Here is a 12,331-nt window from a genome sequence, read left to right on the forward strand (position 1 = left end):
AATCAAGAGCTGTCGCGATCTAGCTCTTGGAGCAGCTGGGCAGGCTCTTCGTGTCGCCCTTGCGGAGCTTCTCCAACGACTTCGTCGCGTCGTCGATGGTGTCCACCTTGATGAGCGTGAGGCCGTCGGGGATGTCGGAGGCGGCGGCCTCGCAGTTGTCGGCCGGGGTCAGGAAGTACCGGGCGCCCGCGTTGCGCGCGCCGACCAGCTTCATCTCGATGCCGCCGATCGGGCCGACCTTGCCCGTCTCGTCGATGGTGCCGGTACCGGCGATGAACTTGCCGTCGGTGAGGCTCTCGGGCGTCAGCTTGTCGACGATGCCGAGGGCGAACATCAGACCGGCGCTGGGACCGCCGACGTCGGCGAGCTTGATGTCGATGGTGAACGGGAAGACGTGGTCGGTGCCGGCCTGGATGCCGACGATCGCCCGGTCGCCCTCCTGGGACTTGACCGTGGTGATCGTGACCTTCTCGGTGGCGGTGGGCTCCTTGCCCGCCTTCTCGGCCGCGGCCGCCTCCTTGGCGGGGACGATCGTGAACTCGACCGGATCGCCGGGCTTGCGCTTGGTCACCTGCTTGGCGACGTCACCCGGCTCCTTCACGGCGACGCCGTCGACGGACTTGATGACGTCCCCGGCGTGCAGCTTGCCCTGGGCGGGGCTGTCCTTCACGACGGTGGCGACGACGACCCGGGTGGTCACCGGGATCTTCAACTCGTTGAGGGCCGCGACCTTGGCGCTCTCCTGGGACTGGGAGAACTCCTCGGCGTTCTCCTGGCTCGACTCCTCCTCCGTCTTGCCGTCCGGGTAGAGGGTCTTCTTGGGGACCACGACGTTGTCGTGGGCGAGCCAGCCGTAGACGGCCTCGACCACGTTCATGCGGTAGTCCGCACTGGTGACGCGGACCGTCGTCATGTTGAGATGCCCGTCGGTGGGGTACGTCCGGTGACCCGAGATCTGGAGGACCGGCTCCCCGTCGGCCTCGCCGAGCGTGTTGACCGTCGGACCGGGGCTCATCTCCGCGTACGGCACCGGCACCAGAACGCCCACACAGAGCAGAGTGATCAGGACCAGGGTGGAGGCGAGCATCGTCGCGGTGCGGCGTGGCATGGAACGACAGTACGGGACCGGTCTGTGAGTGCACCTGTGGGGCGGGTCCGTACGAGGCGGCCGGCGGTGGAAGATCAGCCGGAGACGTGGCTGCTCGGTACGGTGGACGGCGACGTCGCCGCGGTCATCTGAGGGTCTTCACCTGCGATACCGGAATGGGAACGCTCCATCGCGTCCCGGAACCGTGCGTAGCCCGCGAGCTCGGCCACGTCCCCGATGGTCTTGCTCCTCTGGGCCCAGCTTCCCCATATCGCCGCACCGACGACTGCGAAAAGCGGAATCAGCAACCAGGCAAGCGCTGCCATCCCGACCTCCCATCCCCAAGAGCACCGCAATCGGCCAGGACCTGGCCGATCAGCAGATTAACGATCTGCAGCTACAACGCTGCTGCCAGGGGGCCGGTTACGCAAATCAGGGCGTCCGACTACACGACGTCGGCGCGGCGCCTTGCCAAGCACTCCCGAGCGCCCGGCCCGGGGCGGGCGCTTGGCAGAAGTCGCCCCTCTCCCGGACTCCGTCCGGGTGAACCCGGGCCCGGAGCGGGCGCTCAGCAGGAGCCGACCCACTCCTCGGAGCCGTCGGAGAAGGTCTGGTGCTTCCAGATGGGGACCTCGTGCTTGAGGTCGTCGATCAGCTTGCGGCAGGCCTCGAAGGCCTCCCCGCGGTGGGGGCAGGAGACCGCGACGACGACCGCGAGGTCGCCCACCTGCAGATCGCCCACCCGGTGGACGGCGGCCAGCGCGCGCACGGGGTAGTCGGCGACCACCTTCTCGGCGACCCTCCGCAGCTCGGCCTCGGCGGACGGGTGGCAGGAGTACCCGAGCGCGTCGACGTCCGCGCCGCCGTCGTGGTTGCGCACGGTGCCCACGAAGAGGGTCGTGCCCCCGGCCGCGTCGTCGCCGACGGCCCGGAAGACCTCGTCGAGGGAGAGCGGGGTCTCACGGATCGCGAGCAGCTTGATCGGGTCGGCTGCGACCTGCTCGCCGGGGTGGTCATGGGTGCGTGCCATGGGGCCCATGGTGCCGTACCGAACGGACATCCCGGAATAGAGCTTTCGACCGGTGGGACGGACCCTCCGTAGGAGGGTCCTACATGCCGCGGCGCTTCCGCATCTGGCGCACGAGCGCAGCCGTGCCCAGCAGCGCCACCGTCGCACCGGCCGCGCCCGCCGCCGTGGCGTCCTTGCGGCCGAGCCGTCGGCCCGCGACCGTGTGCCGGCCCTCGACCTCCTCCAGGAGCGCGGCGAGCACCTCCTCGTTGGTCCACCGCGGCCGCCAGCCGGCGTCGTGCAGGCGTCCGACGCTGACCACCCAGGGGTGCATCGTGTACGCCAGGTCCCCCGCCGGTGAGGGCGTGAGCCCGATCCGGTGCAGCCGGGCCGCCGCGCCGAGGGCGACCGCGGAGGGCAGCTCCATGCGCCTGATCCCGGAGAGCTCCTCGACCTCCTCCTGCTCCAGCCATCCGTCGCAGCCGACCGCGAACTCGCCGTCGACCTTCTCCAGGGCCGCGTACTCCAGCGCGCTGACCAGGTCGTCGACGTGGCAGAACTGCCAGGTGGGACGGGATCCGGCGACGACGAGCAGCCGCGGCGACTCGAAGTAGCGGGTCAGGGCCGTGTCCGTACCGCCGACCAGGACCGCAGGCCTGACGACGGTGACGTGCAGGCCCGGGTGGGCGCGGGGCGCACGGCGGCCGAGCCGCTCGATCTCCAGCAGGTCGCCGACGCCGGTCGCCTCGGCGGTCGCCCGCAGCTCGGCGTCCTCGGAGAGCGGGATGTCGTTGTCGGGCAGCGCGCCGTAGACCATGGCGGAGGTGCAGAGCACCACCCGGTGCACCCCCGCCGCCGCGGCGGCGGTGAGGACGGTCTGCGCGCCGCGCACGTTGTAGGCCGTTCGGGCGGCGGCGTCCGACTCCAGGTCGAGGTCGACGGCGAGGTGCACGACGACGTCGGCGCCCCGCAGCTTCTCGGCGATCGCCGGGTCGCGGACGTCGAGGATGTGCCACTGCGCCTCGGAGACCTCGCCGCGGCGCTCGTCGATCGCGATGACCTGCTTGATCTCCTCCGAGGCGGCAAGGCGCCTGGTCAGCAGGTCGCCGACCCCGGAGGCGGCGCCCGTGACCGCGACCACGGGGCCGCGCCCGGCGGACCGGGTTGAGATGTTTCGCGCTGCGCGAACCTGAGGATCTGGGGAACTCACCGGGCGTCTCCAGCGGTTGTCTTCAGTACGTACACGAATGACGCGTACGTACCAGGTGGCGTCCATCCTGCCGCAGGCCACGGCCCGGCGGAGCACCGAGCCCATATCCGGCCCGGATGTCTACGCTGGTGGTGTGTAGCGGGCAGTCGCCGTCGGCAGGAAGCCGGCGGCCCTACGAGCCGAGGAAACCTGTGAGTGACACCCCATTCGGATTCGGTCCGCCGGAGGAGCCGGAGAACGGCGACGAGGGCAAGAAGAAGGACCCCGCCGGAGGTGGCCAGGGGTCCGGTGGCCAGGGCGGCGGCAACCCGTTCGGGGCCAATCCGTTCGGCTTCGGCGGCCTGCCGGGCATGGGCGGTCCCGGTGGCGCGGACAATCCCTTCGCCGCGATGTTCGGCTCGCTGAACCCCAACGACCTGGGCGCGGCCTTCCAGCAGCTCGGCCAGATGCTCTCGTACGAGGGCGGTCCCGTGAACTGGGACATGGCCAAGCAGATCGCCCGCCAGGTGGTCGCGCAGGGCACGCCCGACGGCACCAAGGACGCCAGTGTCGGTCCGGCGGAGAAGGCCGCGGTCGAGGAGGCCGTGCGCCTGGCCGATCTGTGGCTGGACGGTGTGACCTCGCTGCCCTCGGGGGCGAGCACGTCCGTGGCGTGGAGCCGCGCGGAGTGGGTCGAGGCGACGCTGCCGGCCTGGCAGCAGCTGGTGGACCCGGTGGCCGAGCGGGTCGGCGCGGCGATGGGTGATGTGCTGCCCGAGGAGATGCAGGCCATGGCGGGCCCGCTGATCGGCATGATGCGCTCGATGGGCGGTGCGATGTTCGGTCAGCAGATCGGGCAGGCCGTCGGCGCGCTCGCGGGCGAGGTCGTCGGTTCGACCGATGTCGGTCTGCCGCTGGGCCCGGCCGGCAAGGCGGCGCTGCTGCCGCTGAACATCGAGTCCTTCGGCAAGGACCTGGGTGTCCCCAAGGACGAGGTGCGGCTGTACCTGGCCCTGCGCGAGGCCGCCCACCAGCGGCTCTTCGCCCATGTGCCGTGGCTGCGCTCGCATCTGTTCGGCGCGGTCGAGGGCTATGCCCGCGGGATCAAGGTCGACACCTCGAAGCTGGAGGAGGCGGTGGGTCAGCTCGACCCGACGCACCCGGAGCAGCTTCAGGAGGCGCTGCAGCAGGGCATGTTCCAGCCCGAGGACACGCCCGAGCAGAAGGCCGCTCTGGCCCGTCTGGAGACGGCGCTCGCGCTGGTCGAGGGCTGGGTGGACGCGGTGGTCCACGAGGCCGCGAAGTCCCGGCTCACCTCGGCGGACGCGCTGCGCGAGACGCTGCGCAGGCGCCGGGCGAGCGGCGGTCCCGCCGAGCAGACCTTCGCGACGCTGATCGGTCTCGAACTGCGTCCGCGCCGGCTGCGGGACGCCTCGCGGCTGTGGGCCTCGCTCACGGACGCGCGCGGTGTCGACGGCCGCGACGACCTGTGGGAGCACCCGGACATGCTGCCGACGGCGTCCGATCTGGACGACCCGGACGGCTTCGTCCACCGCGAGCAGCTCGACTTCTCGGAGATCGACAAGATGCTGGGCGAGGCGGCCCGCGGTGACGGCGACGACGAGGGCAAGGACGACGGCGCCAAGTGAGCCTGCACGAAGACGCCGTTCTCGTACTGAAGGCGTACGGGTCGAACGGAGCGCAGGACGAGCTGCGCGAGACGTATCTGGACCACCTCTCGGCGCACGAGGACGGGATGTGGAAGGCCTGCGAGGCCGGGCATCTGACGGCCAGTGCGCTGGTGGTGGACCCGGAGCGCGGGCGGGTTCTCCTGACGCTGCACAAGAAGCTGGGCATGTGGCTGCAGATGGGCGGTCACTGCGAGCCGGGTGACACGACGCTGGCGGAGGCGGCGCTGCGGGAGGCGACGGAGGAGTCCGGCATCCCGGGCCTCACGCTGCTGCCCGGTGGCCCCGTGCGGCTCGACCGGCATCCGATCCCGGCGCCGTGCCACTGGCATCTGGATGTGCAGTACGCGGCGTTGGCACCGGTCGGCGCGGTGGAGGCGATCAGCGAGGAGTCGCTGGATCTGCGCTGGTTCGCGTACGACGAGGTGGCGTCCGTGGCCGACACCTCGGTCGTACGGCTGCTGGAGGGCACCCGCGCCCGCCTGTAGAGCAGGTATGAGCAAGGGGCGCCTCCCTGGGAGGCGCCCCCTTACCTGTGCCCGGTTCCCGGTGCGTCAGTTCCAGGCGTTGTTCTGGTTCTGCGCGTGCGAGCCGTGCTGGCCCGCGCCGAACTGGGCGGCGATGCCCTGGCCGATGGCCGCGTTCTGCGGCGGCATGACCTCGCTGGGCTGGACGAGGGCGAAGCCCTGCCCGAGGAAGCTGAGCTCCCAGCCCTCGCCCGTGTCGCCACGGCGGCGGCGGATGCTGGAGTTGTGCGTCTGCGCCTGCATCTGCACCCGCAGCCCGGTGGACCAGGCGACGATCGCGTCCGCGTCGACGTTGACGTACTTGTCCGGGGTGACGTGCATCATCAGCGGCTGACCTGAGGTCATCAGGGCGACCTTGCCGCGGCCGGAGATGTTGAGCTGGTACTTCCCGGAGCCGGAGATGCCGTACTGGCTGTCCACGGCGATGACCTCGGTGTTGAGGGTCGAGTCCAGCGCCAGGACGTAGGCGCTGTCGACGGTCATGCCTTCCTGCTCGACCTCCACGACGTGGATGTACTGGGCGAGGTTGGCGAAGTAGACCGTGCCCTGGCCGGAGCAGCGCATGAGGTCGAGACCCTCACCGGTCCGGGCCTGGGCGCGTCGCTGGCTGGGCGTCTTGTACTCGCCGTCGAAGTCGACGAGGCCCTGGTAGGCGACCATGGCGCCCTTGCGGGCGAGGATGTCGTCCGAGCCGTTCAGGGCGACCCGCAGCAGCTGCGGGTTCTGGATGACGTACCGTTCCTGGCTCTGCTGCTCGGCGTAGTTGAAAAGCGGGCTCTGCATGGTGTGTTCTCGCTCCCCCTCAGCCCCGGATCCGCAGGCGGTCGGTGCTGTCCTCGCTCGGCTGTACGACGACGATGCCCTGGCCGGAGAAGGCCATCTGGTACGCCTCGCCGCTGCCCCGCCCGATCAGGGAGGAGGCCTTGAAGCTGCGCTTGCCCTTGACCTTGAGCGCCGGCGACCAGGCGACGAGCGCGTCGGGGTCGACGTACGTCTCGTCCTCGCCACGCCCGCAGTCGACCACGATCGGCGTGCCGCGCGAGGTCAGGGCGACCCAGCCGGTGCCCGCGATCTCGACGTTGAACAGGCCCTGTCCGGCGAACTTGGCGAGGCCCTTGACCTTCTCGACGCCCCACTGGAGGTGGGCGTCGAAGGCCAGCAGGTTGGTGCCGTTGACCGACAGCGAGTCGTTGTTCAGGTTGATCACGACGACGTCCGCGCCGTAGTCGGCGAGGTAGAGCAGCCCGTCGCCCGAGCACTTCATGATGGGCGCGCCCTCGCCGGTGACCCACTGCTGGGCGACCTGGCGGGCGGCGGGCGGGTTGGGCTCGTAGGTGACGAAGCCCTCGTAGGCGACCATCGAGCCGGTGCGCGCGTAGAGGTCCTGGCCGGAGGCCATGGCCACCTTGAGCATCGTGCGGCCGTGGTTCTCCATCCGGGCCGCCATCGGGGTCGGGGCGAAGCCCGCGAGTTGCTGGTTCATTCTTCGGGCTCCCTCAGACCTCGTACGGCTGGACGACGATGAAGTTGCCGGGGGCGCCCCGGAACTGGAGGTTCACCGTCTCCCCGCTGTGCCCGGGGTACGCGTTGCGGCGCAGCCGGACCTGGCTGGAGAGGATCACCTGCGACGCGGACGACCAGGCGACGACGGCGTTGCAGTCGGCGAAGGTGGTCGGCGTGACGGGCAGGACGACCGGGGTGCCGTGCGTCTTGACGACGACGGTGCCGGTGCCCTGGAACTGCATGGTGAACAGGGCGCCGCCGGGGATGCCGTGGCCCTCGACCCTCCGTACTTCGTACTGGAGGGACTCGTCGAAGGCGAGCACGTTCTCCGCGGAGACGCAGATGCCGTCGCCCTGGAGCTCGATCGGGTGGAGGTGGGCGCCCTCCTCCGCGAGGAAGACCTGGCCGCGGCCGGTGCAGCGCATCAGCTGCATCTCCTGGCCGGTGGCGTTGCCGACGATCCGGCCGGTGAACCCTGCGCCCTTGTGGCTGAAGTCGACCTTGCCCTGGTACATGACCATGCTGCCCTGGCGGGCGAGGACGGGGACGCCGCCCATCTGCAGGTCGACCCGCATGAGCTGCTGGTTCTGCGGGGTCCAGCGGGCGCCGGTCGCGGTCTCCTTGTACGGCTGGAGCGCGGCGGCGAGCCCGGCGCCGGTGGCCGGCACGCCCTGCGGGACGCCCATCTGACCCGGCGGCATGCCCGGAGGCGTGCCGGGGGGCTGCTGGCCGAACTGCGGCTGTCCGTACGGGGCCGGCGCGGGCTGGCCGTACGCCGGTGCCTGGCCGTACGCCGGGGCCTGGCCCGGGACCTGCCCGAACTGCGGCTGCTGGGGCTGCTGCGGCATCGGCTGCTGCGGCTGGCCGTACGGGGACGGCGCGGGCGCGGGCGCGGCCGGTGGGGCCATGGGCGCGGCCATGGTGGGGGCCGCGTGCACCGGCTGGACCGGGGCCTGCGGCGCCGGAGCGGGCGCGGGCGCGGTGGGCGCACCGAACGCCGGCGGGGCGGTGGCCTGCGCGGGCGGGGCGAAGCCGGGGGCTCCCTGTGGTGCCTGGGCCGCGGGCTGCTCCTCGGCGACCTCGCCGCCGAAGTTCTTCAGCAGCGCGTCCAGGCCGCCGTCGAAGCCCTGCCCGATGGCGGCGAAACGCCAGACGTCCTTGAGGTAGAAGTCGCCGAGCATGACGGCGCGCTCGGTGGAGAACTCCGATCCCGTGAACGGGTATCGGACGACCTCTTCACCGCCCGCCACGATGCGGATGTAGCCCGGTCCGACCTGCGACATCTGGCCGGCACCGTCGATGGTCGCGGTGAACGACAGCTTGTGGATGTTCGCCGGGATACGGTCCAGCGTGACGCGGAAGGACTCGGTGTCGCCCGACTGCGCGCCGAGCAGCTGAATGGACTCCTCCGGCGACTTCGGCTGGTTGAAGAAGATGAAGTACCGGTCGTCCGACAACTGCTCGTTGGCGTCGAGGCCGAAACAGCTGATGTCGAAGGTCAGTCCGGGCGCGGAGATCTGCACCCCGACGTACAGATCGGTCCCCGGTGTCAGATCACTGATCTTGGCCTTGTGGCCGCGTTGGAATTCCCTGGCCATGCGTAACGACCGTCCCCCATCCCGAATGTGAATGCGTCGCGCCAGGCTAACGGCTGCACGTGACATTGAGCCAAGCTGGTACGCATTCGGTACAGGATTGACGAGCGGGGCGAGTGGGGTGCTACTCCCCGCGTGCGGCGGGCAGATGCGGCAGCCGGTCCGCCGCGACCACGCCTTCGAGGTATCCGCGGGCCCGTTCGGTGCGCGGGTACGCCTCCAGGAGCCGCCAGAACCGGGGGCCGTGGCCCGGCACGAGGAGATGGGCCAGCTCGTGCACGAGGACGTAGTCGACGACGTACTCGGGCATGCCCTGGAGTCGGTGCGAGAGACGGATGCTGCCTTCCGAGGGGGTGCAGGAGCCCCAGCGGGTGTTCTGGTTGGTCACCCAGCGTACGGACGTCGGCCGTGCCCGGCCGGCGAAGTACTGCTCCGACAACCGCTCGGCACGCTCGGTGAGTTCACTGTCGCCGAGGAGCCGCTTGCTCTCCTGGGCGGCCAGCTTGTCCAGCATGACCGTCACCCAGCGTTGCTCCTCCGCCTCGGACATCCGGGCCGGGATGAGCACGATGGTCCGGTCGCCCTCGCGGTAGGCGGAGACGGTTCTGCTCCGCCGGGAGCTTCTGCGGACCTCGACCGCACTCGTCCCCGAGCCGCGGGGCGGTTTGCTTGTCACGCTGCGCTGTGGGTCGGCGGGCACGGGCCCGACGTTACCCGCTGTCAGCATGGGAAGTCCCGCCTCCGGGACGGTTCGGCCGTGATCCCTTCACACCGTGCACCATTTGAATGATTAATACCCCGCCCCTGTGGACAACTTTCCGCGTCCGTCTCGACTCGCGGGCAATCTGATGGTCGGCCGGCGGGGAACGGCCGAGCGCGAAGAGGACGACCGATCAAGATCACGGGGGCGGAAATGCATCCGATGCTGAAACCGGCGCTGCGGCGCGCCTGGCGGAATCTGCAGAGCGTGCAGTTCGGGGCCACTCCCGCACACGCGGTTGTGCTGGGCCCGGTCGACACGGCCACCGGCAGTCTGCTGGGTCTGCTCGACGGCACCCGCGGCATGGAACGGCTGCGGGACGAAGCCCGTGCGCTGGGACTGCCGGACGGGGTGCTCGAGCGGCTGCTCGGGCGGCTGGCGGAGGCGGGGCTGATCGCCGACGGCGCGGCCGGCCGTCCCGGAAAGGCCGGTGGCGCCACGCCGGTGAACAGCACGCTCGATCCGCTCCGTGCCGATCTGGCCTCACTCTCCGTGATCCACCGGGAGCCGGACGGGGCGTTGCGAAGACTGGCCGCCCGGCGCGCCCTGCGCGTCCAGGTCCGGGGCGCGGGACGGGTCGGCGCGGCGGTCGCCGCCCTGCTCTCGGCGTCCGGGGTGGGCCGGGTGGAGGTGCTGGACTCCGGATCGGTGGAGCCCTGGGAGGTGTCGCCGGGCGGGCTGCCGCCCGACGCGGTCGGCGAACGGCGGGCGGTGGCGGCGCGCAGACTCGTGGCGCGGTCGGCCCCGGGCGGCCGCGGACCACGGGCGCCGCGGCGCGAGCCGGGTGAGAGCGGGCACGAGCCCGGACTCTCACTCGTGGTGGTGACCCCGAGGGACGGCCTCGCCGCCTACCTCCCGGATCCCGTCACCGCCGAGAGCTGGATCATGACGGGCGTTCCCCATCTCTACGCGGGGGTGTTGGAGGCCACGGGTGTCGTCGGTCCGCTGGTGCTGCCGGGTGCGACGGCCTGTGCGGGGTGCATGCAGGAGACGCGGACGGACCGGGAGCCGGTATGGCCCCGGATGCTGGCGCAGTGGCGCTCGGGCGCGCCCCACGCCCTGCCGGCCTGTGATCTGGGTCTCGCGACGGCGGTGGCCGGATTGGCCGCGTCCCACGCCCTGGCGTTCCTGGACGGCGAGTTGCCCGCCTGCGCGGGGGCACGCTTCGAGGCGTCACTGCCGCTCCTGGAGTGGCGGGAGGAGCGGATGAGGCCACACCCGGCGTGTTCGTGCGGCGCGGTGCGGCGCGGAGAGGGGGAGCATGACGCGGGGGTCCCGACCCCGCACGACACAATGGCGGGGTAACCGCCCTGCGCGGCACGGCATCTGGGTTTTGGAGGGGCGTATGTCTGATCTACCCCGGAAGGCGGTCACCCGGACCGCCAGGTTGGCCGCGTTGCCCTTGGGCTTCGCAGGACGGGCCACCTGGGGACTGGGCAAGCGGATCGGCGGCAAGTCCGCCGAGATCGTCGCCCGCGAGCTGCAACAGCGCACGGCCGAGCAGCTTTTCAAGGTGCTCGGGGAACTCAAGGGCGGGGCGATGAAGTTCGGGCAGGCCCTGTCCGTCTTCGAGTCGGCGCTGCCGGAGGAGGTGGCGGGGCCCTACCGGGCTGCGCTCACCAAGCTCCAGGAGGCGGCGCCCCCGATGCCGACCCGCACGGTGCACGGGGTGCTCGAGGAGCGGCTCGGCGAGGAGTGGCGTGAGCTGTTCCTGGAGTTCGAGGACAAGCCCGCGGCGGCGGCCTCCATCGGCCAGGTGCACCGGGCGGTGTGGCACGACGGCCGCGAGGTGGCGGTGAAGGTGCAGTACCCGGGGGCGGGCGAGGCGCTGCTGTCTGATCTGACGCAGCTGAGCCGATTCGCGCGGCTGCTGGGCCCGCTGATCCCCGGCATGGACATCAAGCCGCTGATCACCGAATTGCGCGACCGTGTCTCGGAGGAGCTGGACTACGGGCTCGAGGCCCAGGCCCAGCAGGAGCACGCCGAGGTGTTCGAGGACGACCCCGATGTGGTGGTGCCGCGGGTGGTGCACCAGTGCGAGCAGGTCCTTGTCACGGAGTGGATCGACGGGATCCCGCTCTCCGAGGTGATCGCGGACGGCACCGAGGAGCAGCGGAACCGGGCCGGCCAGCTGCTGGCGCGCTTCCTCTTCTCCGGCCCCGCCCGCACGGGGCTGCTGCATGCCGATCCGCACCCGGGCAACTTCCGGCTGCTGCCGGGCGGTGACGGCGAGGAAGGTCCGGAAGGCTGGCGGCTCGGGGTGCTGGACTTCGGCACCGTGGACCGGCTGCCGGGCGGGCTGCCGGAGACGATCGGCACCTGTCTGCGGCTGACCCTGGAGGGTGACGCGGAGACGGTCTACGAGCTGCTCCGCGAGGAGGGGTTCGTTAAGGAGTCCGTCGCGCTCGATCCGGACGCGGTGCTCGAGTACCTGCTGCCGATCATCGAGCCGGCCGAGGCCGAGGTCTTCGGGTTCACCCGGGGATGGATCAGGACCCAGGCCGGCCGGATCGCGGACCCGCGCTCCCCCGCGCACCAGCTGGGCAAGCAGCTGAACCTGCCGCCGTCGTATCTCCTGATACACCGTGTGACGCTCAGCACCATCGGGGTGCTCTGCCAGCTGAACGCGACGGTGCGGCTGCGGGACGAGCTGGAGGAGTGGCTGCCGGGCTTCGTCGCGGCCGAGTGAGCGGGCCGGGGAGACACCGCCGGGGCCGCCGTCACCACCAGGAGGAGTCGAGGCGGCCCTCGATGGACCGGATGTTCTCGCGGGCGCAGGCCTCGCAGAGGTAGTGGCGGGCGCCGTTCTCCACCGAACAGGTCCACGTCACCGGGAGCTCCTCGGCGGTCTTCCCGCAGCGGGCGCAGACGATGGGCTCCTTGACGGGCGGGGCGTCGTTCACCCTCCTGACGATAGTCCGGCGGCGCCCGCTCCGCGCCGCAACGCACCGCGGGGGCCGGTCCGTTCGGACC

The 12,331-nt window shown here is 71.2% G+C and carries 13 protein-coding genes; 4 read left to right on the forward strand and 9 right to left on the reverse strand.

The window, feature by feature from the left end; translation table 11 throughout:
• Positions 1–19 precede the first annotated feature (19 nt).
• From ACFC0D_RS36540 to ACFC0D_RS36555, 4 genes are all read right to left on the reverse strand, one after another.
• Positions 20–1,108 (reverse strand): PDZ domain-containing protein, encoded by a 1,089-nt coding sequence (locus ACFC0D_RS36540; protein WP_376445876.1) that lies wholly within the window; start codon positions 1,106–1,108, stop codon positions 20–22.
• Between the two features lie 74 nt (positions 1,109–1,182).
• The gene (locus ACFC0D_RS36545) at positions 1,183–1,413 is read right to left on the reverse strand and encodes a hypothetical protein (protein WP_376445879.1); all 231 of its coding nucleotides are present in this window, start codon (positions 1,411–1,413) and stop codon (positions 1,183–1,185) included.
• A gap of 242 nt (positions 1,414–1,655) precedes the next feature.
• Positions 1,656–2,117, reverse strand: coding sequence for a molybdenum cofactor biosynthesis protein MoaE (locus ACFC0D_RS36550; RefSeq protein ID WP_376445882.1), 462 nt, complete (start codon positions 2,115–2,117; stop codon positions 1,656–1,658).
• A 79-nt stretch (positions 2,118–2,196) separates the two neighbouring features.
• Positions 2,197–3,306 (reverse strand): SDR family oxidoreductase, encoded by a 1,110-nt coding sequence (locus ACFC0D_RS36555; RefSeq protein ID WP_329116249.1) that lies wholly within the window; start codon positions 3,304–3,306, stop codon positions 2,197–2,199.
• A gap of 191 nt (positions 3,307–3,497) precedes the next feature.
• Here ACFC0D_RS36555 and ACFC0D_RS36560 point away from each other — a divergent pair, with 191 nt between their 5' ends.
• Complete coding sequence (locus ACFC0D_RS36560; RefSeq protein WP_376445885.1) at positions 3,498–4,934, forward strand: zinc-dependent metalloprotease; 1,437 nt, start codon at positions 3,498–3,500, stop codon at positions 4,932–4,934.
• Entirely contained in the window at positions 4,931–5,461 is a 531-nt protein-coding gene (locus ACFC0D_RS36565) for an NUDIX hydrolase (RefSeq protein ID WP_376445888.1), read from the forward strand. Before ACFC0D_RS36560 ends, ACFC0D_RS36565 begins: the two co-directional genes overlap by 4 nt.
• 66 nt (positions 5,462–5,527) lie before the next feature.
• On the opposite strand, the gene ACFC0D_RS36570 is transcribed toward ACFC0D_RS36565, so the two are convergent.
• The 4 genes from ACFC0D_RS36570 to ACFC0D_RS36585 all read right to left on the reverse strand — a co-directional run bounded on the left by ACFC0D_RS36570 (position 5,528) and on the right by ACFC0D_RS36585 (position 9,298).
• Positions 5,528–6,283: an AIM24 family protein gene (locus ACFC0D_RS36570; protein ID WP_376445891.1), complete on the reverse strand. Its 756-nt coding sequence runs from the start codon at positions 6,281–6,283 to the stop codon at positions 5,528–5,530.
• A 19-nt stretch (positions 6,284–6,302) separates the two neighbouring features.
• Positions 6,303–6,983 (reverse strand): AIM24 family protein, encoded by a 681-nt coding sequence (locus tag ACFC0D_RS36575; RefSeq protein ID WP_329116257.1) that lies wholly within the window; start codon positions 6,981–6,983, stop codon positions 6,303–6,305.
• Positions 6,984–6,996: 13 nt separating this feature from the next.
• The gene (locus tag ACFC0D_RS36580; protein ID WP_376445895.1) at positions 6,997–8,601 is read right to left on the reverse strand and encodes a TerD family protein; all 1,605 of its coding nucleotides are present in this window, start codon (positions 8,599–8,601) and stop codon (positions 6,997–6,999) included.
• A gap of 121 nt (positions 8,602–8,722) precedes the next feature.
• On the reverse strand, positions 8,723–9,298 hold the full coding sequence (locus ACFC0D_RS36585) for a M48 family metallopeptidase (RefSeq protein WP_376445898.1): 576 nt from the start codon (positions 9,296–9,298) through the stop codon (positions 8,723–8,725).
• Positions 9,299–9,511: 213 nt separating this feature from the next.
• Here ACFC0D_RS36585 and ACFC0D_RS36590 point away from each other — a divergent pair, with 213 nt between their 5' ends.
• Positions 9,512–10,663, forward strand: coding sequence for a ThiF family adenylyltransferase (locus ACFC0D_RS36590; RefSeq protein WP_376445901.1), 1,152 nt, complete (start codon positions 9,512–9,514; stop codon positions 10,661–10,663).
• Between the two features lie 40 nt (positions 10,664–10,703).
• Positions 10,704–12,047 (forward strand): ABC1 kinase family protein, encoded by a 1,344-nt coding sequence (locus ACFC0D_RS36595; protein WP_376445904.1) that lies wholly within the window; start codon positions 10,704–10,706, stop codon positions 12,045–12,047.
• Positions 12,048–12,078: 31 nt separating this feature from the next.
• Here the strand turns inward: ACFC0D_RS36595 and ACFC0D_RS36600 are convergent, their stop codons facing one another.
• Entirely contained in the window at positions 12,079–12,261 is a 183-nt protein-coding gene (locus ACFC0D_RS36600) for a hypothetical protein (protein WP_329116267.1), read from the reverse strand.
• Between the last annotated feature and the right edge of the window lie 70 nt (positions 12,262–12,331).

It is taken from the genome of Streptomyces sp. NPDC056222, from assembly GCF_042264065.1.
Taxonomy (GTDB): domain Bacteria; phylum Actinomycetota; class Actinomycetes; order Streptomycetales; family Streptomycetaceae; genus Streptomyces.

Coding starts and splice junctions, on each gene's coding strand:
- ACFC0D_RS36550 (WP_376445882.1), bottom strand. CDS start 2,117: ATGGCACGCACCCATGACCACCCCGGCGAGCAGGTCGCAGCCGACCCG.
- ACFC0D_RS36595 (WP_376445904.1), top strand. CDS start 10,704: ATGTCTGATCTACCCCGGAAGGCGGTCACCCGGACCGCCAGGTTGGCC.
- ACFC0D_RS36580 (WP_376445895.1), bottom strand. CDS start 8,601: ATGGCCAGGGAATTCCAACGCGGCCACAAGGCCAAGATCAGTGATCTG.
- ACFC0D_RS36570 (WP_376445891.1), bottom strand. CDS start 6,283: ATGCAGAGCCCGCTTTTCAACTACGCCGAGCAGCAGAGCCAGGAACGG.
- ACFC0D_RS36590 (WP_376445901.1), top strand. CDS start 9,512: ATGCATCCGATGCTGAAACCGGCGCTGCGGCGCGCCTGGCGGAATCTG.
- ACFC0D_RS36575 (WP_329116257.1), bottom strand. CDS start 6,983: ATGAACCAGCAACTCGCGGGCTTCGCCCCGACCCCGATGGCGGCCCGG.
- ACFC0D_RS36545 (WP_376445879.1), bottom strand. CDS start 1,413: ATGGCAGCGCTTGCCTGGTTGCTGATTCCGCTTTTCGCAGTCGTCGGT.
- ACFC0D_RS36540 (WP_376445876.1), bottom strand. CDS start 1,108: ATGCCACGCCGCACCGCGACGATGCTCGCCTCCACCCTGGTCCTGATC.